This is a genomic window from Streptosporangium subroseum (assembly GCF_900188345.1).
Taxonomy (GTDB): domain Bacteria; phylum Actinomycetota; class Actinomycetes; order Streptosporangiales; family Streptosporangiaceae; genus Streptosporangium; species Streptosporangium subroseum.
In genome coordinates this window covers 58,041-81,274 of sequence record NZ_FZOD01000047.1, presented here as the reverse complement: position 1 = coordinate 81,274, position 23,234 = coordinate 58,041, and the positions used below count along the sequence as shown (strand labels likewise).

General features: G+C 69.1%; 17 protein-coding genes. 7 read left to right on the top strand and 10 right to left on the bottom strand.

Features of this window, described 5'->3' with window-relative positions:
* Nucleotides 1-362: 362 nt before the first annotated feature.
* From CHC08_RS33675 to CHC08_RS33645, 7 genes are all read right to left on the bottom strand, one after another.
* Complete coding sequence (locus CHC08_RS33675; RefSeq protein ID WP_089211421.1) at nucleotides 363-1,181, bottom strand: polysaccharide deacetylase family protein; 819 nt, start codon at nucleotides 1,179-1,181, stop codon at nucleotides 363-365.
* A 354-nt stretch (nucleotides 1,182-1,535) separates the two neighbouring features.
* Nucleotides 1,536-2,828, bottom strand: coding sequence for a homoserine dehydrogenase (locus CHC08_RS33670; protein WP_089211420.1), 1,293 nt, complete (start codon nucleotides 2,826-2,828; stop codon nucleotides 1,536-1,538).
* Nucleotides 2,828-4,183, bottom strand: a complete 1,356-nt coding sequence (iscB, locus tag CHC08_RS33665; RefSeq protein ID WP_089211419.1) for an RNA-guided endonuclease IscB — start codon at nucleotides 4,181-4,183, stop codon at nucleotides 2,828-2,830. Before iscB ends, CHC08_RS33670 begins: the two co-directional genes overlap by 1 nt.
* Nucleotides 4,184-4,593: 410 nt before the next feature.
* Complete coding sequence (lysA, locus tag CHC08_RS33660; RefSeq protein ID WP_089211418.1) at nucleotides 4,594-5,976, bottom strand: diaminopimelate decarboxylase; 1,383 nt, start codon at nucleotides 5,974-5,976, stop codon at nucleotides 4,594-4,596.
* 140 nt (nucleotides 5,977-6,116) lie between these two features.
* Nucleotides 6,117-6,929, bottom strand: coding sequence for a neutral zinc metallopeptidase (locus CHC08_RS33655; RefSeq protein ID WP_089211417.1), 813 nt, complete (start codon nucleotides 6,927-6,929; stop codon nucleotides 6,117-6,119).
* Between the two features lie 46 nt (nucleotides 6,930-6,975).
* Nucleotides 6,976-7,677, bottom strand: a complete 702-nt coding sequence (locus tag CHC08_RS33650) for a DALR anticodon-binding domain-containing protein (protein ID WP_089211416.1) — start codon at nucleotides 7,675-7,677, stop codon at nucleotides 6,976-6,978.
* 10 nt (nucleotides 7,678-7,687) lie between these two features.
* The gene (locus tag CHC08_RS33645; RefSeq protein WP_089211415.1) at nucleotides 7,688-9,592 is read right to left on the bottom strand and encodes a glycosyltransferase; all 1,905 of its coding nucleotides are present in this window, start codon (nucleotides 9,590-9,592) and stop codon (nucleotides 7,688-7,690) included.
* A gap of 71 nt (nucleotides 9,593-9,663) precedes the next feature.
* Here CHC08_RS33645 and CHC08_RS33640 point away from each other — a divergent pair, with 71 nt between their 5' ends.
* Together CHC08_RS33640 and treS are read left to right on the top strand one after the other, a co-directional pair.
* A complete protein-coding gene (locus CHC08_RS33640; RefSeq protein ID WP_089211414.1) occupies nucleotides 9,664-11,322 on the top strand; it encodes an asparagine synthetase B family protein in 1,659 nt (552 codons plus the stop codon).
* Between the two features lie 641 nt (nucleotides 11,323-11,963).
* On the top strand, nucleotides 11,964-13,655 hold the full coding sequence (treS, locus tag CHC08_RS33635; RefSeq protein WP_089211413.1) for a maltose alpha-D-glucosyltransferase: 1,692 nt from the start codon (nucleotides 11,964-11,966) through the stop codon (nucleotides 13,653-13,655).
* Between the two features lie 165 nt (nucleotides 13,656-13,820).
* Here the strand turns inward: treS and CHC08_RS33630 are convergent, their stop codons facing one another.
* From CHC08_RS33630 to CHC08_RS33620, 3 genes are read right to left on the bottom strand one after another with little or no spacing between them, the layout of a single operon-like run.
* Nucleotides 13,821-16,100: an ABC transporter permease gene (locus CHC08_RS33630; RefSeq protein ID WP_089211412.1), complete on the bottom strand. Its 2,280-nt coding sequence runs from the start codon at nucleotides 16,098-16,100 to the stop codon at nucleotides 13,821-13,823.
* A complete protein-coding gene (locus CHC08_RS33625; protein ID WP_089211411.1) occupies nucleotides 16,100-16,843 on the bottom strand; it encodes an ABC transporter ATP-binding protein in 744 nt (247 codons plus the stop codon). The genes CHC08_RS33630 and CHC08_RS33625 overlap by 1 nt, the downstream gene beginning before the upstream one ends.
* A complete protein-coding gene (locus tag CHC08_RS33620; protein ID WP_089211410.1) occupies nucleotides 16,840-17,346 on the bottom strand; it encodes a PadR family transcriptional regulator in 507 nt (168 codons plus the stop codon). Before CHC08_RS33620 ends, CHC08_RS33625 begins: the two co-directional genes overlap by 4 nt.
* Before the next feature lie 131 nt (nucleotides 17,347-17,477).
* On the opposite strand from CHC08_RS33620, the gene CHC08_RS33615 reads away from it, so the two are divergent.
* The 5 genes from CHC08_RS33615 to CHC08_RS33595 all read left to right on the top strand — a co-directional run bounded on the left by CHC08_RS33615 (nucleotide 17,478) and on the right by CHC08_RS33595 (nucleotide 23,225).
* A complete protein-coding gene (locus CHC08_RS33615) occupies nucleotides 17,478-18,734 on the top strand; it encodes an ABC transporter substrate-binding protein (protein WP_089211409.1) in 1,257 nt (418 codons plus the stop codon).
* Between the two features lie 128 nt (nucleotides 18,735-18,862).
* Nucleotides 18,863-20,197, top strand: coding sequence for an ABC transporter substrate-binding protein (locus CHC08_RS33610; protein WP_089211408.1), 1,335 nt, complete (start codon nucleotides 18,863-18,865; stop codon nucleotides 20,195-20,197).
* A gap of 11 nt (nucleotides 20,198-20,208) precedes the next feature.
* Nucleotides 20,209-21,597: an ABC transporter permease gene (locus CHC08_RS33605; RefSeq protein WP_089211407.1), complete on the top strand. Its 1,389-nt coding sequence runs from the start codon at nucleotides 20,209-20,211 to the stop codon at nucleotides 21,595-21,597.
* Entirely contained in the window at nucleotides 21,594-22,469 is an 876-nt protein-coding gene (locus CHC08_RS33600) for a carbohydrate ABC transporter permease (RefSeq protein WP_089211406.1), read from the top strand. The genes CHC08_RS33605 and CHC08_RS33600 overlap by 4 nt, the downstream gene beginning before the upstream one ends.
* A gap of 78 nt (nucleotides 22,470-22,547) precedes the next feature.
* Nucleotides 22,548-23,225, top strand: a complete 678-nt coding sequence (locus CHC08_RS33595; RefSeq protein ID WP_089211405.1) for a uracil-DNA glycosylase — start codon at nucleotides 22,548-22,550, stop codon at nucleotides 23,223-23,225.
* The last annotated feature ends 9 nt before the right edge of the window (nucleotides 23,226-23,234 follow it).

Genomic DNA, 23,234 nt, shown 5'->3' with positions numbered 1-23,234 from the left:
GCTCCCCAGTCCAGTGACCTTGCATAACATCCAGTCTGACCCCACCATCATTCGCGGCGGAGCCAGACCCCCAACATCTTCAGTGCGCTTCTAGGTCCGGCCCGCGGCATAACCCGGCCCGCGTCCCTTGACCGGGGGCGGCATCCCCGCGGCATGACGTCGTCCCTTGACCGCGGGCGGCCTCCCCGGATGCCGTGTTCTCAGGTGTCCTCAGGCGTCCTCAGGTTCCGCCGTCCCGAAGGCGCCGCCGTTCCTGCGGGTACCGCCGCTCCCCGTCCCTCTGCCGCGATCATCGCGGGCACTGCGGTGGCCGGAGGGACGCGCAGGCTGCCGCGGCGGAGGGACACCTGGGGAGAGCGAGGTCATTGGTTCGGCAGGGGCCTGTACTTGGCTCCGAGCGCGTCGTGCATGGTCTTGACCACCGTGCCGTGAGACTTGCGGGTGGCCAGCCAGCCGAGGAAGTCGTCCAGGATCTTGGGGGGCACCGAGTAGACGCCGCAGCCGTCGCAGACCCGGTGGAACACCAGGGGGAGGATCCCGCCGGTCTTCTCCGCGTCGAGGACCTGCTGCTTGATCTCGCGCAGCGAGGTGTCGTCACGGACCGAGCCCGGGGTCCGGATTCCGTAGCGGTCCTTCGGGCGGGAGATCTCGGCGGCCGGGCAGCGAGGGCATCCCCACTCCTTGAGCCCGCCGACCGTGCGCGCCACGTCGTAGCCGCACTGGCGGGCCACCTTCTTGGCGTCGGCATCCTCCGCACCGAACGGATACGCGAGGGTCGTGGCCCGGTAGCCCCACGCCGCCAGCGTCCGGCGATCGTCGCAGATCTGCACGCGCTGCTCGCTCGGCAGGAGTTCGGAGAGCCTGACGTGGGTCAGCGTGTGGCCGCCGATCTCGTGGCCCCCCTTGGCGATCGAGGCGACCTGGGCGCGGGTCAGCTTGAGCTCGTCCCCGATGGTCTCGGTGTTGATGTAAAACGTTCCACGCATTTTTCGCTTCTCCAGCATGCGTGCCACGGCCAGATGGGTGACGTCCCCGTCGTCGAAGGTGAGCGAGACGACCGTGCTGACCTTCTTCGACGGCTTCGCGGTCTCCGCCGAGGAGGCCTGTGCCGGCATGGCCGACATCGCCGGCACGCCGATCAGCGCGACCAGCAGGGCTGCCGCCCAACGAGCGATCCTCACCGTAAGTCGTCCTTTCGAAAGACGCAGGCGGCCCAGAGGGGTTCCGGACTGCCTGTCTTATGTCCAGTTTCCCTCATGTTTTATTGGTGGTTCTCTGTGAACTCGTTGAACATTGTCATTCCGGAAGACGCTGAGCGATCGCTCGATCACCGTTGGCTCATGAGTTCGAATTGAGGCTGCGGCCTGATCCCCTTGGATAGACGGTCGCCCGGAAGTTCCCCCCTGAGGAGACGTGAAACGCATCGGATCGCCCCGTCATTCTCCTCGGGGCGATCCGATGCGTTCACGTCGGGCTCCAGCCGGCGATTCCGCCGAACAGCACGCCCCGAGCGGGCGGGGAGTGCCGGGAGAACTCTAGGAGGCGCCCTCTCCCTCGACCCGCATGACGCTCACCACGTCCCGGACGATGTCGAGCTCACGCAGACCTTCGAGCGTCGCGGAGAGAGCGGCGTCGGTGGCCCGGTGGGTGACCAGCACAAGCTGGGCGTCGTCGCCGTGCCCCTCCTGGAGGACGGTCTGGATGGACACATCCTGCTTGGCGAACATGTCGGCGACCCGGGCGAGCACACCCGGCTTGTCGGCGACGTCCAGGGAGACGTGATACCGCGTGACGGTCTCGCCCATCGGGTGCACGACCAGGTCGGCGTAGGTGGACTCCGCAGGACCGCGCGCCCCGGCCAGCAGGTTGCGGGCCACGGCCACGATGTCGCCCAGCACCGCGCTCGCCGTCGGGGCGCCGCCGGCGCCCGCGCCGTAGAACATCAGCTGTCCTGCGGACTCGGCCTCGACGAAGACCGCGTTGTAGGCCTCGCGGACCCCGGCCAGCGGGTGCGTCCTGGGAATCATGGCCGGATGCACCCGGACGCCGAAGGAACGGCCGTCCTCGGAGCGGGCGCAGATCGCCAGCAGCTTGATGACGTAGCCCATCGCCTTGGCGCTGGCCACGTCCGTCGCGGTGATCTCGGTGATGCCCTCGCGGTGCACGTCGGCGGCCGTCACCCGGCTGTGGAACGCGATTCCGGCGAGGATCGCGGCCTTGGCCGCGGCGTCGAAACCCTCCACGTCGGCCGTGGGGTCGGCCTCGGCGTAGCCCAGCGCCTGGGCCTCCTCCAGCGCGTCGGAGAACGAGGCCCCACTGGAGTCCATCTTGTCGAGGATGTAGTTGGTGGTGCCGTTGACGATGCCGAGCACGCGGTGCACGCGGTCTCCGGCCATGGACTCGCGCAGCGGGCGGATCAGCGGGATCGCGCCCGCGACGGCCGCCTCGAAGTACAGGTCCGCGTTGTTGGACCTGGCCGCGCCGTGAACGGTCGCGCCGTCCTCGGCGAGCAGCGCCTTGTTGGCCGTGACGACCGACTTGCCGCTGTTCATGGCGGCCAGGATGAGCGACCTGGCGGGCTCGATGCCGCCGATCACCTCGACGACGATGTCCACGTCGTCGCGGGTGACCAGGGCCTCGGCGTCTGTGGTGAGCAGGGCGGGGTCCACGTCGGTGTCGCGCCTGCGGCCCAGTCGCCGCACGGCCACACCGGCGAGTTCCAGCGGGGTCCCGATGCGCGCGGCGAGGTCGTCGGCCTGCTCCTGCATCAGCCTGACCACCTGGGAGCCGACGACGCCGCACCCCAGCAGCGCTACTTTCAGCGTCATCAATTACCTCCAGCGTGGAAACCCGGTCCTTCAGGGCCGGGAGGAAACACGGAACGGTCCCGCGTTTCTGAACGGGTGATGTAGCCGTAGCCGTCGGCTCGCTGAAGCAGCCGGACGTGGCGGTGGCCGATGCCTTGAACGGTGCTGTACCGGGTGGCGATGTTAAAACGGCCGGTGGAGCGGACCGCGACCCGGCCGATATGGACCCCGGCCTTTTTGCCGGACGGTACGGTGGCGCGGACCAGGTCGCCGGTGGTAAAGCCCTCGACCTGCTTGGTGCGGGGCAGGCGCAACCTCGGGAAGCCGTGCTTGTCGGTGCGGGTGCGGACGTAGCTGCCGCGTCCGGTCGCCTTCACCACCAGCACCGCGCCCGGCCAGCTGGTCACCGTGTCCAGATCGCCGACGTGCAGCGCGTCGAGGGTATGTGACTTCGGGGCGCCGGTGCGCGATCGGTTCCACTTCGTACGCCCCCCCGAGGCAGTGGCCACCGCAAGGCCGGTCGCCTCCAACGCCCTCCACAACGCCCACCGGGTCGCGTTGCCCGCGGCCGCGTCCCGCAACGGAGCTTTAGCCTGCCGCAGGATCGTCACCAGGAGAGCGGGTGCGGCCTTGAGGAACTCCTGGATCGGAGTCGCGTTCTTGGTCTGGTTGCATGGAATGCAGGCCAGTGTGAGGTTACTGATCCGGTCGGAGCCGCCTCGGAAGCGCGGGTGGATGTGGTCGAGGTTCAGCGGCACGTTCTGAGCACCGCAGTAGGCGCAGGTGCGGCCCCACTTGGCCAGCAGGTACTCGCGGACCTCGTATCCGGCGAGGGTGCCCTGCTGGTATTCCGCTCCCTCAAGCGGACGCCCGGCTGATAGGGCGTGGGTGTCGAAGGCGACCTTCTCCACGTGCACGGCGGTGACCGGCGCCCACCGGATCAGACGCGTCACCCAGGACATGGTGGTGTCGACGCGGTGCTGCAGGGACGGCGCGAGCCACCCCGTCGGCTTAGTCCGGTTGTTAAACCGGGGCGCGCGATAGCGCAGGTTCTTACTGCGGCGTCGCCGCCGGTACTGCGAGCGCGCGGTGAGCTTGTCATGGATCTGCCCGCCCCGGTGGTCGAGCTGGAGCGCGTACCGGCCGTTGCGGTCTCCGTCGTGTTCGGTGAATACGGCGATACCGGTGTGTTTGCTGCCGGGGTCGATGCTGACCTGCACACCCTGGACGGTGGAGTCGGCGGCGGTGCGGTCTTTGAGCCTGATGACAAACGGGGTGTGCCGGGCCACCACCGCCCGACCGGCCGCCAGCAGGCGGCGGGCCCGAGCGGGGTGGCACGGATCCAGCGGCTGGCCGTGTTTGTCGAGGACGAACACGGCCGGGTGAACCTCACGGTTCGCTCCCTCAGACGCCGAAGCGCCCTTGGGGTGACGCCGAGCAGACCGGGTGCCGATCTGCTCGATCTCCCCTCGCCCATGTTCCAAGCCAGTGCCCGGCATGGCCGGGAGTCGGTGAGCCGTTTCGTCCCCACCCCCGGGGTTGTCTGCTCCCACCGATTCCAGAGCAAGCCGCTGAGGAAGCACGGCTTGGTGGGTCTTCTCACTCATAGGAAACGTAGTCATCAAAAGGCACCTCCTTGAGCTGATGACTCGGGCTGGTCAACGCGGGGCCATCGGTGCGCGGTACGCCACCTCAAACCCAGGCCTTCAGGCCAGGGTCGTTGACCCGGTCACCCTCTCCTGCCCGTTCGCTTCGCTCACTCGGCGGCTCACCGCCTGAGGTCGTTTCACAGCTGCCCTCTCAGCAGGTCGTCCTCGGTCTCCCGGCGGACGATCACGCGGGCCCCCCCGTCCTTGACCGCGACGACGGCGGGCTTGGGGAGGTAGTTGTAGTTGTTGGCGAGCGAACGGCAGTAGGCGCCGGTGCCCGCGACGGCGATCAGGTCGCCGGTGGCCAGATCCTGCGGAAGCCACAGGTCGCGGATCACCATGTCACCGCTCTCGCAGTGCTTGCCGACCAGGCGCGAGAGCATCGGCCCCGAGGTGCTCTCGCGGGAGGCCAGGCGCGCGGTGTACTCGGCGCCGTAGAGCGCCGTGCGGATGTTGTCGCTCATGCCGCCGTCGACGCTGACGTAGGTGCGCAGGCCTTCGACGTCCTTGATCGTGCCGACCTCGTAGAGCGTCATTCCGGCGAGCCCGGCGATGGCGCGGCCGGGCTCGACGGTGAGCTTGGGCACCGGCAGGCCCGCGGCCTTCGTCACCTTGGAGACGATCTCCCGCAGGCTGTCGGCGATCTCCTTGACGTCGAGCGCGGTGTCGCCGTCGACGTAGGGGATGCCGTAGCCGCCGCCGAGGTCGAGCTCCGGCAGGACGACGCCGTGCTCCTCCTTGATCTGCACCAGAAGCGTGGCCAGGCGGCGCGCGGCCACCTCGAAGCCCGCGGTGTCGGTGATCTGGGAGCCGATGTGGGAGTGCAGGCCCACGAGCTCCAGCTGGGGCAGTGAGAGAATCCGCCTGGCGGCCTCCGCCGCGGCACCGCTGCTCAGCGAGAAGCCGAACTTCTGGTCGTCGTGGGCGGTGGCGATGAACTCGTGGGTGTGCGCCTCCACGCCCACGGTCACCCGGATCATGATCTGGGGACGCTTGCCGTGCCTGTCCGCGAGGAAGCCCAGGCGGGCGATCTCCTCGAAGGAGTCGGCCACGATGTGCCCGACCCCGGCCTCGATGGCCTTCTCCAGCTCGGCGAGCGACTTGTTGTTGCCGTGCAGGGTGATCCGCTCGGGCGGGAATCCGACGCTCAACGCGACGGCGAGCTCGCCCGCGCTGCACACGTCGAGGCCGAGGTCCTCCTGCATGATCCAGCGAGCGACCTCGCGGCACAGGAACGCCTTGCCGGCGTAGTGGACCTCACCGCCGGCGAACGCGCTCCTGTAGTCGCGGCACCGGGAACGGAAGTCTTCCTCGTCCACCACGTAGAGCGGGGTGCCGTGTGCTTCGACCAGATCTCTGACATCCACGCCGCCGACCGTGATCGAGCCGTCGGCGCGATTCGACGTTCGGGGCCAGATCGTCGGGTCGAGCGTGTTCAGGTCGGCAGGTGTGTGCGGAGGGCGGTCCTCGGGCAACACTTCGGCATGCCGGTCACCGGCAGGATGGGCGAATCGACTCACCCGATCGAGGCTATAGGACCCGGTGATCCCCGTGGGACGAGTGCCCATCTATCGAGACGCTATCAGCCCCAAAATCGTGGACTTTTTACGCAATTGAGTGCTTAAGCCATATATTTTTGTGTTTTGTGATGATTTGACCGTTAGGACACCTGGTCGGCGGGAGCACCCCAGGTATTGCACGCCGCCATGGTGCCCGCCTGTCCGCCGCGGAGCATCCACGCGGCGCTGCTGGCACCCGAACCGTGCGACTGCAGGTAGCCGTCCTCCAATTCGCCCGTCGTGCCGGAATCGCCCCTGGCCATCCTCCGGAAATTCTCCAGCGGGTTCGGCCAGGAGGTCCGCAGCGTCACCGCGGCCAGGCAGTCGGCCTGCAGTTCGAGCCGCCGGGACCATGCGTCGTCGAAGACCTCGGAGCCCCGCTGGTTTGCGATCCCGCTGATCTCCTGGACGTGGTGGGCGTATTCGTGCGCGAGCGTGAACATCATCGGGAAGGTGTGCCAGTCCTCGATCAGCACGTTGACCACGCGCCCCCGGGGACAGTAGATCCCCGCCCAGTCGTAGTCCTCGACCCCGCACGCGGCCTTGTCCCGGCTGGCGACCAGCCGCACCTCCCGCGGCCGCTCGTAGTCGAGGTCCGCCTGCGCCAGCGTGGCGGCCCACATCCGGTCCAGGCACTTCGAGAGCGCCCTCAGCGAGGTCGCGGGGTCGGCGTTGACGTCCTGGGGCACGGTGTCGCAGCGGGCGTCGACCGGGCCGGTCTCCTCGTAGACGCGATTCGTGGCCGCCGCCGACCGCGGCGAACCCGGCGCGGTTCCGAGCAGTTCCCGGAGGTCGCCGCCGAGGTAGGCCATCCCGCCGATGATGATCACGAAGGCCAGCGCGGTCGGCAGCACCCGCCGGATCACTCCGGGCCGGCGCGGCTCCCGTGCCTCCCAGTCCCGCGCGCCGTTCACCCGTTCTCCAAGGTTCGTTTCGGGAGGGCCATCCTGGCAGGGTCTATCACAGTCTGTCGGGCGCCGTCTCGCCCAGCGCCGCCAGACCTTCGGCCAGTACGGCCCGTACGGCCCGCGCCAGCTCCACCCGGGCGGCGTGGAGCGGCGACGGCTCCTCGTCTCCCGCCGGCAGCACCGCGGCCCGCTCGAACGCGTCGTGGTAGGCCAGGGCCAGCCGCTCGGTGTAGGCCGCCCATCCGGGGTCCCGGCTCGCCCGCCTGCCGTGCACCTCGGCCAGCAGTCTGAGCACCGCCCTGTCCCATCGGCCGTCGAGCAACTCGGGCCGGAACCTCCCGCCGACCCCCAGCTCCGCCGCCCAGCGCCGTACGGCAACCGCCCTTACGTGCGCGTATTTCACGACAAACCCGGTGTTGCTCCACGTCCTGGGAGCGTCGGTCCAGGGCGACACCGCCGTGCCGGGAAGCGCTGGAGATGCTGTGGGTGCCGTGGACGTCGGGGGGGCCGGGGGAACGGTCCCGGTCAGCTCCACGACGAGATCCCCGGGCACGGCCACCGCGATCTCCAGGAACCCGTCCGCCCGCACCCGGACATCCGCGATCCCCGGCAACGCCCGGAGCCGCGCCGCCATCTCCCCGGGCGCCTCCCCGCGGCGCAACGCGGCCGGGGAGACGTAGAGCGCCTCCTCGGCCCACGTCCCCTGCGGGATCGGCGGCAGGCCGAGGATCTCGCCGAGCCGGCCGGGCGTCATGCCCGACAGCCTAGATCAGGGCGTGCGGATCGGCCGGGCCGTACTCGACGAGCTGCGCCGAGTCGAGAAGCCCGCGGTCGTGATCACGGCGGCAGACGTAGCCGAACCGGTCGGCGGAGAAGACCTTGACCCCGTCCGTGCGGCACTGGCGCATCAGCACCTCGGCCCAGCCCTCGGAGACGTCGGCGAACCCGAGGCCGCGCAGGACCGTACGGCGGGCCAGCAGGGTGGCTCCGGCGATCTCGGGAAGGTAGGAGTATTCGGCCGCGGGCTGGCGCAGCACGGTCGCGGTGACGTCGCGCAGATGGGCGTAGTAGGCGGCCTTGCCGACGATGTCGGCGGTGGTGAACAGGAAGGCCCTGCTGAGATCGGTCAGATAGTGCTGGCTGTAGGTGTCCTGGGCGTCCATGACGGCCACCAGGTCGCCTTGGCACAGGTCGAGGGCGTGGTTCAGCATGCCGCCGATGGTGAGGCCGGGATCGGTACGGCGGACCACGACGTCCACCCTGTCGGGCATCGCGGCGCGGGCCCGCTTCTCGGCGTCCTGAGCGTCCGTGAGGAGCACCAGCTGGACGACGCCCTTCTGCGGCGCCACCTGGGCCAGGGTGTGGTCGAGGTCGCCCCGGTCGATCATGATCACCGAGATGTTCAGGGTGGCCCGGCCGCTGGGCAGGCCGATCGCGTCGAGAAGGTCGTCGATCTTCTGGGTCATCGTGCCCGAGGTGTAGGCCTGGCGCAGCGCCACGTGGGCCCGGCGGTCGTCGGGCGCGGTCCCGATCAGCGTGCCGCAGGCGGCCAGCTCGGCCATCAGCCAGGCGTCGGTGCCGGGCGGGCAGTCCACCGCCACCGGCCAGCGATAGGAGGTGAGCACGTCCGGATACGTCAGGTTCTCGGGGAGCAGCTCCTGCAGGGTGAGCACCCGGCCGAACCGGTCTCCGGCCAGCGGCAGCGGATTGTGCACGCGCGGCTGGATGGCGAAGGGCAGGATCCCCAGCGAGGGAGCCCTGCGCCCGGGCTCCGGCTCCTGGGCCGCGAGGATCGCGCTCCACGGCCCCACCGACCTGGGCAGCGCGGTGACGATGTGCTCGAACAGCCTGGCGGCGGCCACAAAGCGGTCCGGCTCCCCCTTGGTGTGCCAGAAGACCGTGCGGATGCCCCGCTCCGCGCACCAGGACAGCAGCCCGCGCAGGCCCTCGCCGGGACGGCTCAGCTCCTCGGCCCACGGCCCCTCGGTCACCGACTCGACCAGCAGCAGGTGCGGGACCTCCCCCGCCAGCACCCGGGCGAAGTCCCGGGGCGTGAAGCCGATGGTCTGCCGCCACTCGTAGCGCAGCAGCGCTTCGGCGTGGGGCTCGGCGACGACGGCCACCGTCAGGTGCGGGCGGGTGTTCGGGCCGGTCGGGACGCGGAAGGGCTTGAGCTTGACCGATTTGCCGCCGACGGTCCTGGTCGAGGTCGTGGCCTGGAAGGAGACGCCGGGGACCGGCTTGTCGCCGCTCCTGCGCGGGACGGGCTGGCGTTCGGGGGCGATCGGGCGTTTGGCGGGCTTGGCGGCTCCGCGCAGTCCGCGCGCCAGCCGTACCGGATTGCTCTTGCCCGTCTTGAGCGCGTCACCGATGCGGGACCAGCGGGCGACCTGCACCGAGGACAGCTTCCACTTCGCCACCTCGGCCTGGTAGCGCTGCTCCGCCAGATCCCTGCGGAGTTTCTCCTCGATCGCGTTCGCTGCCTCGAGCCGCTCCTCCGTCTCGCTCAGCCGCTCTCTCACCGTACGCAGCTCATCGGCCGCCCGCTCCGCGTCGGCGGTCCTCGCCTGCGCCTCGTCGAGCAGTCGAGCCAGTTCGGCAGCCCGCTCCGCATGAGCCATGGCCTCCCGTAACGCCTGCCGTGTGCTCTCGAGTTGCTCGCTCGCCACGTCGTCCTCCGTTTTCTAAGCCGGGCGAAAGGATACCCTTTGGACAATCTCGACACAGAGGAGTCAGCACGGTGCAGTGGCCGACGTTCAATGTGAGGCCGTACGTCTGCGGCGGCATCGGCCACCTCGACGAGGCCGCCCTGGAGACGCTGCGGAAGGCCGGACCGCGCGTCACGCCCGCGCTTCGGGCGGCGGGGGCGTCGCTGTGCAGCTCCTCTCCGCTGCCGCCCTACCAGCGGGACGCGCTGACCTGCGCGTTCGCCTGGGGAGAGCGCACGCCCACCGAGGGCGCGCCGTGGATCAACGTGGCGGAGAACTTCGAGACGCCCGGCCTGATCGACGACGGGAAGCGGGTCACGCTGCACGCCGGCGGGCTCGGCCTCGTGGACGTCTACTACCTGTTCCGGGGCGGAGCGGTCTATTTCTCCTCCCTGCTGGAACCCCTGCTGTCCCTCGCGCGCCGGCCGTACGAGATCAATTGGGACGCCTGGGCCTCGATCATCCAGCTGACCTTCCCTCTCCGCGACGACACCCCGTACGCGCAGGTCAAGAGGATGGGCGGATCAAGCGCGCTGATCTTCGACCGGGCGACGGGCCGGATCTCGACCGAGCGCAGGCTGCCCCGGTGGCTGCGCGAGGAGCCGTACGAGGCGGGCCGGACGGCCGGGGAGATCCTGGAGATCCTGCACGAGGTCTACAAGGAGTTCGACGGGCGGCCGCTGCTCGTGCCGGTCAGCGGCGGCTACGACTCGCGGCTGCTCTGCTCGGTCGCGGTGGCGCGGGGCGCCGACGTGGAGTCGTGGACGACCAGCCCGGACGACGGCACCGACACCGACATCACCTTCGCCCGCGCGATAACCCGCGAGCTGGGCGTACGGCACCGCGTGATCACTCAGGACGCCTCCGCCTACCCCGACGACGCGCTGGACGTGGCCCGGCGGCTGGAGTTCCTCACCCCGCACCACGCCTGGTACACCCCGTTCTCCCGCGAGGTGCACAAGGCCGGGCGGACCCTGGTCGACGGGCTGGCCGGGGGGCCGCTGCTGAAGAACTTCATGATCAGCGGGGCGGCGCTGGAGGCCTCCTCCCAGGCGGAGCGGAAGGCCGCGCTGCTCGGCTCCCTGACGCTGGGCGCCCCGTCCGTGCCGTTCCTGTCCGAGCGGGCCTCCGCCTGGATCACCGACAGCGTCGAGGACGCCTTCACCCAGTCGACCTCCATGTTCAACGGCCACCGGGCCGAGCTGCCGCTGTCGGTCCTGCACACCCGCACGGCCCGGGGCATCGCCCGCTCCCCGGTCAACCTGGTCGGCCCCGAGGTCTCGTTCGCGGCGCCGTTCATCCATCCGGACTTCTTCGACGCGGCGCTCTCGGTGGGCGTGGCCCGCAAGGACAAGGGGCGGTTCTACCGGGAGATCCTGCACGCGGCCGACCCCCGCGTCGCCGCGCTGCCCTCCACTAACGTGGTCAAGCAGCCGCTTCAGAGGGTGCCGCTCCGCTCGACCGCCGCTCCCGCCAGGGAGTACGGCCACCGGATGCTGACCCGCGTCGCGGCCGTCGTGCCCTCGCTGCTGTCGGATCAGCTCCACGTGGTGATCGCCGAGGGCCCCGACGCCCTGGCGCGGTTCAACGGCTGGAACGACCGGTTCTGGGTGCGGAGCCTGGTGCTGTTCGGAGCCTGGCTGGGCGACTACGAGGACCGCCTCCCCGAGCTCACCCCTCCCTGGCTCTGACCCCTCCCTCGCCCCGCCTCTGACCTCTCCCTCACGGCCTCTTCCTCTTCCTCGCCGCCCGCTCTGGCTTCTCCCTCATGCCCGCTCCGACCTCTCCCTCAGCGCCGTCCCCGGCCTTCTGAAGGGCCGCGTCGCCCGGCGGGGCAAAAGCTTTACCTTCGCGCGCCGTACGGAAAAAACCGGGTGCCGGGAATACGCGACGCGAGGCCTGAACGGGCGCGCGCCGTGGGGCGGAACGGGGCTCAGGCGCCGCTGAAGCCCGTATTCACCGGCGCTCCGGAAGACACGGGCGCCGGACGGGTCTTCGGGCATACCCCAAGGTCATCGCCACGGCGCGTGGCGTGTTTCACAGAAAAGAACGGTAAGTATCAGGGCGATTACGCGGAGATGACGCGGCAGGCTGGATATTCCGTGTCGCCGGGGCGTTTAAGCCCGTTACGCAGGCTTCGAAGATGTCATGCGGCTGGTAGTGTTCGGCCCAGAAAGCGCCACAACGGTTGGCACCGAATTACAAATTCGGTCCGGCCGAGGGGCACGGAGCTCGTAGGGATGACGGCTCCCCCAGGCGCGGTCACCAAATTTCATCAGCCGGGACACCCGGTGACTTCGTCCTGCCCTTTATCACCGTGAGCGAGAACACGATGAACGCATCCCCCCTTCCCGAATCCGTTCCCGAGGACTTCGTCTCGGCGGACCCCCAGTGGTACAAGCGTGCGGTCTTCTATGAAGTGCTGGTCCGAGGGTTCAAGGACTCCAACGGCGACGGCACCGGAGACCTGCGCGGTCTGATCGAGAAACTGGACTACGTCCAGTGGCTCGGCGTCGACTGCCTGTGGCTGCTGCCCCTGTACGAATCACCGCTGCGTGACGGCGGCTACGACATCTCCGACTACATGAAGATCCTGCCGGACTTCGGGGATCTCGGAGACTTCGTGCAGCTGATCGAGTCGGCGCACCAGCGCGGCCTGCGCATCGTCACCGACCTGGTGATGAACCACACGAGTGACAAGCATCCCTGGTTCCAGGCCTCGCGGCACGATCCCGAGGGCCCCTACGGGGACTTCTACGTCTGGTCCGACGACCCGACCGGGTATCCCGACGCACCGATCATCTTCATCGGCGCCGAGGAGTCCAACTGGACCTACGACCCGGTCCGCAAGCAGTACTACTGGCACCGCTTCTTCCACCACCAGCCGGACCTGAACTACGACAACCCGGCGGTCCAGGAGGCCATGCTGGAGGTTCTGCGGTTCTGGCTGGACCTGGGCATCGACGGCTTCCGCCTGGACGCCGTGCCGTACCTCTTCGAGCGTGAGGGCACCGCCTGCTCCGGTCTGCCGGAGACCCACGCCTACCTGAGGAAGGTCCGGAGCGAGGTGGACCGCCTCTACCCGGACCGGGTCCTGCTGGCCGAGGCCAACGGCTGGCCCGAGGACGTGGTGGAGTATTTCGGCGACCCCTCGGTCGGCGGCGACGAGTGCCACATGGCCTTCCACTTCCCGCTCATGCCGCGCATCTTCATGGCGGTACGGCGAGGCAGCCGCGAGCCGATCTCCGAGATCATGTCGCGGACGCCGAAGCTCCCGGAGACCGCCCAGTGGGGCATCTTCCTGCGCAACCACGACGAGCTGACCCTGGAGACGGTCACCGAAGAGGAGCGCGACTACATGCACGCCGAGTACGCCAAGGACCCGCGCATGCGGGCCTACCTCGGCATCCGGCGTCGCCTGGCCCCGCTGCTCGAGAACCACCGCGACCAGATCGAACTGTTCACCGCCCTGCTCCTGTCGCTGCCCGGCTCGCCGGTCATGTACTACGGCGACGAGATCGGCATGGGCGACAACATCTGGCTGGAGGATCGCGACGCGGTCCGCACCCCGATGCAGTGGAGCCCCGACCGCAACGCCGGCTTCTCCCAGGCCGACCCCGGCCGCCTCTACCTCCCCGCCGTCATGGACCCGATCTACGGCTTCCAGGCGGTCAACGTGGAGGCGCAGCGGAAGAACCCGGCGTCGCTGCTCCACTTCACCAGGAACATGCTGGCGATCCGCCGTAACCACCCGGTCTTCGGCACCGGCGCCTACAGCGAGCTGTGGTCCAGCAACCCGGCGGTGTTGACCTACATCCGCGAGGAGGGGGACGACATCATGCTGTGCGTCAACAACATGTCGAAGTATCCGCAGCCGGTGGAGCTGGACCTGCGCCGCTTCATGGACATGACGCCCATCGAGGCCAGGGGCGGGGTGCCGTTCCCCCGCGTGGGCACCCTGCCGTACCTGCTGACCCTGCCGGGTCACGGCTTCTACTGGTTCTCCCTCAAGCACGTGGACTGACCGGCGGAAAACGGGACCCGGCCCGCTCCGCATGGGTTTTCCCGAGTCGCCCCGCTCACACCGGGGCGACTCGGTTCTGCTCCGGACGAGAAACGGTACGGCCTGGCCGTACCGTTTCTCGTCGTTCCGAGAGGCTCCAGGCCACGCCCCCGACGAGCACGGGACCTATCTGATGCCCGCCGGCACCTGGGCGCGAGCCGCCCTGCTGGCCGGTATCAACGCCACCAGCAGGGCGGCCCCCACCGCGATCGCCGCCGCGGAGACGAGCGTCAGGGTCGAGGGCGTGCGGCCGATGCCCGCGCCGACGCCGCTGGTGTAGCCCTGCAGATCGATCAGGCCGCTGACCAGCGAGGCCCCGGCCGCGGTGCCCGCGACCACGCCCAGCACGGCGAGCAGGCCCGTACCGGTGACCAGGGTCGCGGCCACCTGCCGGGGGGTGAGGCCCATCGCCTTGAGCACCGCGAGATCGAAGGCGTGATCACGCAGGCCGAGGGCGCTCGCCGTGAGCAGGTTGGCCAGACCCAGCAGCGAGAGCACGGCGATCAACGCCACGATCACCACGCGGATGACCGCGAGCCGCTCGGCCGGATTGACCACCCGGTTCACCTCCAGGGCCTCGCCCGAGGCGGCCAGCAGCCGGGCCCGGACCGTGGAGGGGTCGGCGCCCGGCCTGAGCACCAGGCTGTAGAACTGCGGCGGCACCGCGTCCTTGGCGGCGAGGCTGTCCATGCCGAAGGAGAGCACCTCACCGTCCTGGTCGGGCTCCACCACCCGGCCGACGAGGTGCACGATCAGCGGCGTGCCACCGACCGTCATGCGGACCCGGTCGCCGATCTTGACGCCCAGCAGGTCGAGCAGCCCCTGCCCGGCGACGGCCTCACCCCTGGCCGCGAACATCCGCCCCTCCACGACCGAGAAGGGGTACGGGTCGGCCGACGTGCCCAGCGCGCGGGCCAGCACGCTCCTGGTCTGCTCCGGCTCCAGGGCCGACACCTCGCTGCCCGGGTAGACGGCCAGCACCTGAGGATCGGCCCTGGCGATCCGGGCGGCGTCCTCGGCGGGGAGCTTGTCCGGGCGGACGACGAGCGCCGCCGCCTGGCCGACCCGTTCGGGGTGGTTCAGGAAGTCGTCCAGGGTGGCCCAGCAGCCGAGGCCGATGGTGATCATCATCATCGGGACCGCGAGGCCGAAGATGCTCAGGAACGCGGGGACGCGCCTGGTGAAGGCGTCGCGGGTGCCCAGGACGAGGGCGGGCGGCAGCCGTACCAGGAGGGCGACCCTGGCCATCCGCGACAGGTGGCCCCGGGGCGGTCCCGCGGTGGCCGCGGGGATGGGCGGGGTGAGGCCGCCGCGCCAGGCGGGCAGGGCCACCGCGACCAGGACCACCGCGGCGGTGCCACCGGTGATCGCGAGCAGCGGGATCGGGGAGAGCGGCAGGATCGGCGTGCCGTACAGGGTCAGCGAGGCGATGAGCTGGCCGCAGACGAGACCGATGGCGATGCCCAGCAGTCCGAGCGCGCCGTGCTCGGCCATGAGCACGCCGAAGACCTGGCTCCGGGTGTAGCCGAGGGACTTGAGGGTGGCGATGTCGCGGGTCTGGGCGAGCACCCGCCCGCCCACCGCGTTGGCGATGGCGAGCGCGGCGGCGACGAGCCCGGTGACGCCGAACAGCGCCAGCAGCAGGCCGAGCAATCGGTTGTCCAGCTCCATGGAGGCGCGGACCTCGCGCCAGGTGGACATCCGCTGGATCTCCTCGTCCAGCAGGGTGACGGCGCCGTGGACGACAGGCAGCGTGGCCTCGCCGTCGGCGAGGCGCAGCCCGGTGACCGACTCGCTGCGGCCCAGGGCGGGCTCGACCCTGGCCAGGACCTCGGGCAGGGTCCAGGCCAGGCCAGGCGTCCACTCGGGGTAGAAACCCTGGTCGGCGGTGTCGGCCAGGCCGACCACGATGAGCGGGTGGGAGGCGCCGTTGAGCGCGGTGACGGTGAAGGGACCGCCCACCTTCAGGTTGAGCGCCGTGGCGAAGGACCGCTCGACGATCACGCCCTCGGTGTCGCCGGCGCGCAGCCACCGTCCCTCGCGGATCAGCGGCGTGGCCACCGAGGGGGGTGTCGGTGACATCTCCCGCAGCGCCACGGGTGACTTCTTGCCGTCCAGTGTGAGCGTCACGGGCGCCGTCCGGTACGGTCCCGCCACCTGGACCACGCCCGGAAGCCGCGACAGCGCGGCCACGTCCGGGGCGTCCTTGGTGTGGATCCACACGTGCGCGCCCCTGGACTCCGCGAACAGTCCCCGCCACGGGTTGGTCCCGTCTTCCAGCAGGGTCGCCGAGGTGATCAGCGCCGTGACGATCCCCGCCACGGCCAGCAGCGTCAGCAGCGCCTGCACCCGCCGCGCCCTGAGGTCGGCCCGGATCCATCTGACGGAAGCCCGGACGGTGCTCACTAGCCCCTCAGCTCGACGACGTCGCCCACGGTGGCCTTGGGGCGGCGGCGGGCCATGCCGATGGTGCCGTCGTCGACGATCTCGCCGTCGAACAGGGCGACCACCCGGTCGGCCAGGCCGGCCACCCGGGCGTCGTGGGTGACCAGGATGACGGTCTGGCCGTCGCGGTGGACCTCGCCGAGCAGGCGGAGGACGTCGCGGGTGTTGCGGCTGTCGAGGTTGCCCGTGGGCTCGTCCGCGAGCAGCAGGCTCGGCTTGTTGGCCAGCGCGCGGGCCAGCGCGACCCGCTGCTGCTCGCCGCCCGCGAGCTGGGAGGGCGCGGCGTCGGCGCGGTCGGTCAGGCCGAGCTCGCCGAGGAGATACTGCCGGCGCTGGCGTGCCTCACGCGCGGAGGCCCCGGCCAGCAGCGCGGGCAGCTCGACGTTGTCGGCCACGGTCATGTTGGCGACCAGGTTGAAGAACTGGAAGACGAAGCCGACCTTTTTACGGCGCAGCAGTGCCCAGGCACTCTCGTTCAGGGTGTCGGCTCGCTGCCCGTCGAGCCAGATCTCGCCGCTGGTCCGGGCTTCGAGGCCGCCGAGCATGTGGACCAGGGTGGACTTGCCCGACCCGGAGGGGCCCATGATCGCCACGAATTCCCCGGCCGCCACCCGCAGATCGACTCCGCGCACGGCGGGCACCGGCACGGCGCCGTTCTGATAGATCTTGACGAGATTGACGGTATCGACCACGGGGGAAGTCAACTCAGGTCCTCCTGGCAGCGCTCGAGCCAGTCGAGGTCGGCCTGCAGGTGGAGCATAGCCCCCTCCACGAGGAGAAGCGCGACCCGATTCTCCGGGTCGATCCGCTCCGCGAGCTCGTTCAGGTCACGGATCAGCGCGAGGTAGTGACGGCGCTGGCGGTTGATCAGCGTCATCCTGTCGGCGAGGCCGGTCATCGGGGCCAGCACCAGCTTCATGAAGAAGTCGTCCCGGACCCGGGGTCCCTCGGTGGGCTCGTCCACCCACGTGTCGAGGCTCTCCCGGCCCGCGGCGGTCAGGTAGTAGACCTTCTTGTTCGGGCGGTTCGACTGTTCGACGTCCACGACGCGGACCAGGCCGTCCTTCTCCAGGCGGCCGAGCGTAACGTAGATCTGCCCGATGTTCGGCGACGGATAGGCGTTGCCGAAGATCTGCTCAAGCGCCTGTTTCAGCTCGTAACCATGGGCAGGTTCTTTCGCGAGGAGCGCCATCAGCAACGGCCGCACGCCCCACCTCCTCGGAGTGCTTGTTACCTGAGCGTTACGGGTCAATCCGTTGACGTTCATGTTATCGCTATGCATAACATGCATGCATCTACCTAACACGTATGTAACTACCTCGAAATCTGGAGGTCATAGTGCGCCGTCTCATTCCCATCGCGCTCGCCGTGCTTCTGCCGGTGGGATGCGCCGGGGTGGGCGCGCAGGAGACCGAGAGGTTCGGGGGGACCGGCCCGTTCACCCTCGTGATCGGACGGGACACGACCGCCTACCTGCAACCGTTGCTGGACAGGTGGAACCAGACCCATCCCGGGGAGCGGGTCACCCTGCTCGAACTCCCCGAGGCGGCCGACGAGCAACGTGCGCAGATGGTCGCCAATCTCCAGGCCAGAAGCGACCGCTACGACGTGCTCGGCCTGGACGTGGTCTGGACGGCGGAGTTCGCCGACGCGGGCTGGATCCTGCCGCTGGAACGCGGGATGTTCCAGCTCGACCGGTTCCTGCCTCCGGTCGTCGACACGGCGGTCTACCGGGGCAAGCTCTGGGCCGTGCCGTACACCAGCAATGCCGGACTGCTCTACTACCGCAAGGATCTGCTCGCCAAGCAGGGCTTCAAGCCCCCCAAGACCTGGGAAGAGCTACGCGAGCAGGCCGGTGCGCTGCATGAGAAGTACGGCATCGGCGGTTACGCCGGGCAGTTCCTGGCCTACGAGGGACTGACCGTCAACTTCGCCGAGGCCGTGCAGTCGGCGGGAGGGCAGATCCTCAGCCCGGACGGCACAAAAGTGACCATGGACTCGGCCAAGGCCAAGGCCGGCCTGGACTTCCTGGTCGGCGGGTTCCGCGAAGGCTGGATCCCGCCGGAGTCGCTCTCCTTCAAGGAGGAGGAGTCCCGGCTGGCCTTCCAGGAGGGCAGGCTGGCCTTCGCCCGCAACTGGCCGCACGCGTACGGCCCCGCCACCGACTCGGCCGTCAAGGACAAGTTCGCGGTCACCCGGCTGCCCGGACTCAACGGTCCGGGCTCCAGCTCGCTGGGCGGCGTCAACCTCGCGCTCAGCGCCTACTCCAAGAAGCAGAAGTCGGCGGTCGAGTTCATCCGCTACTTCACCGGCCTGGAGAACCAGAGGCGAGTGCTCACCGACGGCTCGTTCCCACCGGTGTGGGCCGAGCTGTACGACGACCCCGCCCTGATCAAGCGCTTCCCCTACCTTCCCGTCCTCAAGCAGAGCATTCTCTCGGCCCGGCCGAGACCGGCCAGTGCCAACTACAACCAGGTGAGCCTGGTGATCGCCAGTGCGGTCTCCAACGCGCTCACCCCACCCTTCGAGGAGGCCGGCGACGACATCATCGCCTCCATGAAAGGCCAGCTGAACGAGATCATCCGGGCTCAGTAACCCGGGGCGACCCCCCGGCGAGCCGTCATCCCTCCCGGATCTCGATTCAGCCCTCCGCTCTCTTTCGCTTCTCCCGAATTACTTCTCCCGAATTCCGGGGCTTTGACACCACAGGAGGTTTGTTCAGCATGCGCAAATCCATTGCCATGGCGACGACGGCCGGACTCGCACTCGCACTCGCCGCATGCGGCGGCGGCGAGGCGGCGGCACCCACAACACCGGCCGCGAGCGGCAGCGCCCCCGCCTCCGCGCCCGCCGAGGCCAAGACCCTCGAAGGCGTGAGCCTCGAGGTCGCGGCCAAGTGGACGGGCTCCGAGCAGACCAACTTCGAGCAGGTGCTCAAGGCCTTCGAGGCCAAGACCGGGGCCAAGGTCACCTACGCCTCCACCGGCGAGGACACCGGTGCCTATCTCGGCCCGCGCATCCAGGGCGGCAGCCCGCCGGACGTCGCGATCCTGCCCCAGCCCGGCCTGGTCCAGCAGTACGCCGACCAGAAGGCGCTCAAGCCGCTCACCGCCGAGGTGCAGAAGCAGCTCGACGACAACTACACCCCGTACTGGAAGGAACTCGGCTCCGCCGACGGCCAGGTGTACGGCGTGCTGGTGAAGGCGGCCCACAAGTCGCTCATCTGGTACCGCGACCAGGCCTTCCAGGACGCCGGCACGCAGCCGCCCGCCACCTGGGACGACCTCGTCACGACCGCCCAGACGATCGCGGACTCCGGCACCGCGCCGTTCTCCCTCTGCGGCGCGTCCGGCTGGACCCTGACCGACCTGTTCGAGAACGTCTACCTGTCCAGCGCGGGCCCGGAGAACTACACCAAGCTCTCCAAGCACGAGATCCCGTGGACCGACGCCAGCGTGACCACCGCGCTGGAGAAGATCGGCCAGCTGGTCGGCAAGAAGGAGTTCCTGCTCGGCGGCTCCTCCGGCGCCCTGCAGACCGACTTCCCCACCTGCGTGACCCAGGTCTACGGCCAGGACAAGTCGGCGATGGTGATCGAGGCCGACTTCGTGGGCACCACGGCCGAGGAGTCCGGCGCGAAGCTGGGCGAGGAGGCCAAGTACTTCCCGTTCCCCAAGGCCGGTGACACCGAGCCGGTCGTGCTGGGCGGCGACATCGCGGTGGCGCTGAAGGACTCCAAGGGCTCGATGGAGCTGCTGGAGTTCCTCGCCTCCAAGGAGGGCGGCGAGATCTGGGCCAAGCTTCCCGGCTACCTCTCCCCCAACCGCAATGTCTCGCCCGACAACTACCCGTCCGAGCTGACCAAGAAGCTCGCCGAGACGATCATCTCTGCCGGTGACGCGGTCCGCTACGACATGTCCGACCTCGCCCCCAGCGCCTTCGGCGGCACCGACGGCAAGGGCGAGTGGAAGCTCCTGCAGGACTTCGTGCGCAACCCGGCCGACGTCAAGGGCGTCCAGAGCAAGCTCGAAGACGAGGCCAAAAAGGCCTGGAAGTAAGGGGAGAGGCCGTGACCGATCGGTTAGACGGCCCTCCGGCACCGCCTCCGGTATCGCAGGCGGTACCGGAGGCGGCTCCTGAGAAGGCTCCCGAGCCGGCTCCCGTGAAGGCCGGGTCCCTGGGTCCTCCGGCGAGGCTGGCAATCTGGTTCCTGTTGCCGGGCGTGCTCCTGCTCGGCGCAATGGTGATCTACCCGATCATCTACTCGATCTTCCGCAGCTTCTACGACTCCAACGGGAACACCTTCGTCGGCGTCGAGAACTACGCGACGATCTTCAATGACTCCTCCACCCTGACCACGATCAGGAACAACCTGATCTGGGTCGCGGTGGCTCCCGCCCTGGTCACCGCGGTGGGCCTGGTCTTCGCGGTGCTGACGGAACGGATCCGCTGGGCGACCGCCTTCAAGCTGATCGTGTTCATGCCGATGGCCGTCTCCCTGATGGCCTCCGGCGTCATCTTCCGCCTGGTCTACGAGCAGGCCCCGGACCGGGGTGTGGCCAACGCGATCATCACCTCGGTGACGGACGTCTTCGGCTCCTCCGACGGCTACCCGGACGCCCGGCCCAGAGAGAACGACCGGTCGCCGGTCGCCGGTCAGCAGGGCGCGGTGGTGACCAAGCAGCCCGCGGGACCCGGCAAGGCCGTGCTCCTCCCCCTGGTCGGCGTGAAGCCCGAGACCCTCGCCTCCGCGGCGACGGCGAAGGCGCCCCAGCCGGGCCCCGGCGAACTGGCCGGGACCGTGTGGGTGGACTTCACCCAGGGCGGCGGAGGCGCCGTCAACCAGGTGGATCCCACGGAGAAGGGCCTGACGGGCGTGACCGTCGAGGCGGTGCAGAACGGTGCCGTCAAGGCCACCGCCACCACCGAGGCCGACGGGACCTTCCGCCTCACCGGACTGGCTCCGGGCGACTATCTGGTGCGGCTGCCGGAGTCGAACTTCCACGCGGCCTTCAACGGGATCGCCTGGCTCGGCCCGGCGCTGATCACTCCGGCGATCATCGGAGCGTTCATCTGGGTGTGGGCCGGATTCTCCATGGTGCTGATCGCGGCGGGGCTCTCGGCCATCCCGCGTGACGCCCTGGAGGCGGCCCGCATCGACGGGGCCACCGAATGGCAGGTGTTCCGCAAGATCACCATTCCGCTGCTCGCCCCGGTGCTGCTCGTCGTGTTCGTCACGATGATCATCAACACGCTGAAGGTCTTCGACCTGGTCTTTGTCATCGCACCGGGATCGGTGCAGCCGCAGGCCAACGTGATCGCGCTGGAGATGTGGCGGGTCTCGTTCGGCGGCGGAGGCAACCAGGGGCTGGGCAGCGCGCTGTCCATCTTCCTGCTGATCCTCGTTCTGCCCTTCATGATCATCAACATCCGCCGGTTCAGGAGGGACAACCAGTGACGACCTCCAGTCTCGGCGCCCCACCGCGCAACGTGATCAGCAAGATCCTGGACAAGGTCGGCGGCGGCCTCGTCCAGGCGGTGCTGGTGCTGATCGGCCTGTTCTGGCTGGTTCCCACCCTCGGCCTGTTCGTGGTCTCGCTCCGCCAGGAGACGGCCAACAACTCCACCGGCTGGTGGACGGCGTTCACCAAGCCGGCCGAGTGGACCATCAAGAACTACGCCGATCTGCTGGCCACCGGGTTCACCGCGTCGTTCTGGAACACCGTGCTCATCACGGTGCCCACGACCCTCCTGGTGATCGGCATCGCGTCCATGGCCGCCTACGCGTTCGCCTGGATGGAGTTTCCCGGCAGGGACGCGCTGTTCCTGGTGGTGATCGGCCTGCTGGTGGTGCCGATCCAGATCGCGCTGATCCCGATCGCGAAGCTCTACGGCTCGATCGGCATCTTCGGCTCCATCGCCGGCGTGGTGCTCTTCCACGTCGCCTTCGGACTCCCCTTCGCCATCTTCCTGCTCCGCAACTTCTTCGCGGGCATTCCACGCTCGCTGCTCGAAGCCGCGCGCATGGACGGCGCGGGTGAGTGGAAGATCTTCTCGACCGTGGTGTTCCCGCTGGCCAAGCCCGCGGTCGCTTCGCTCGGCATCTTCCAGTTTCTCTGGGTCTGGAACGACCTGCTCGTCGCCCTGGTCTTCGCCAACACCGAGAACCAGCCGATGACCAAGGCCCTGCAGTCCCAGATGCGGCAGTTCGGAACCAACGTCGACATCCTCGCGCCCGGTGCCTTCCTGTCGCTGATCATCCCGCTGATCTTGTTCTTTGCCTTCCAGCGTTACTTCGTGCAGGGCATGATGGCGGGTTCGGTGAAATAAAGGGGCAGGTCCGGTACGGCGTGCGCGGATTTCCGGCGCACGCCGTACCGGACCTCAAACCTCGATAGGGTTTTCGGCATGGCCGCGCGTCCTTTGAATGAAATCGTGGAAGCCGGGTGGGCCACGGCCCTCGAACCCGTCGCTGAAAAAATCGCCGAGATGGGCGATTTCCTCCGCAAGGAGGTGGCGGAAGGCAGGCAGTACCTCCCGTCGGGAGCCAACGTGCTCCGAGCCTTCCAACAGCCCTTTGACCAGGTCAAGGTGCTGATCGTCGGCCAGGACCCCTATCCCACGCCGGGCCATCCGATCGGCCTGAGCTTCTCCGTGGCCGCGGACGTGCGCCCGATTCCGGGCAGCCTGCGCAACATCTACAAGGAGCTCACCGAGGATCTCGGCCTGCCGATGCCGAGCAACGGCGACCTGACCCCGTGGACCGAGCAGGGCGTGCTGCTGCTCAACAGGGTTCTCACCGTCGCGCCGGGCAAGTCCGCCTCGCACCGGGGCAAGGGCTGGGAAGAGGTCACCGAGCAGGCCATGAAGGCGCTGGTCGCTCGCGACAAGCCGATGGTGGCGATTCTGTGGGGGCGTGACGCCCGCAACCTGCGCCCGATGCTCGGCAAACTCCCGGCCGTCGAATCGGCCCACCCGAGTCCTCTGTCGGCCCGCAGCGGCTTCTTCGGCTCCCGCCCGTTCAGCCGCACCAACGAGCTTCTCCAGCAGCAGGGCACAACGCCGGTCGAGTGGAAGCTTCCTTAGGCAATCGCA

Excerpts from the sequence above, each read along its gene's own strand:
- CHC08_RS33670 (WP_089211420.1), bottom strand. The coding sequence starts at position 2,828 with ATGACGCTGAAAGTAGCGCTGCTGGGGTGCGGCGTCGTCGGCTCCCAG.
- CHC08_RS33650 (WP_089211416.1), bottom strand. The coding sequence starts at position 7,677 with ATGACGCCCGGCCGGCTCGGCGAGATCCTCGGCCTGCCGCCGATCCCG.
- treS (WP_089211413.1), top strand. The coding sequence starts at position 11,964 with ATGAACGCATCCCCCCTTCCCGAATCCGTTCCCGAGGACTTCGTCTCG.
- CHC08_RS33610 (WP_089211408.1), top strand. The coding sequence starts at position 18,863 with ATGCGCAAATCCATTGCCATGGCGACGACGGCCGGACTCGCACTCGCA.
- CHC08_RS33595 (WP_089211405.1), top strand. The coding sequence starts at position 22,548 with ATGGCCGCGCGTCCTTTGAATGAAATCGTGGAAGCCGGGTGGGCCACG.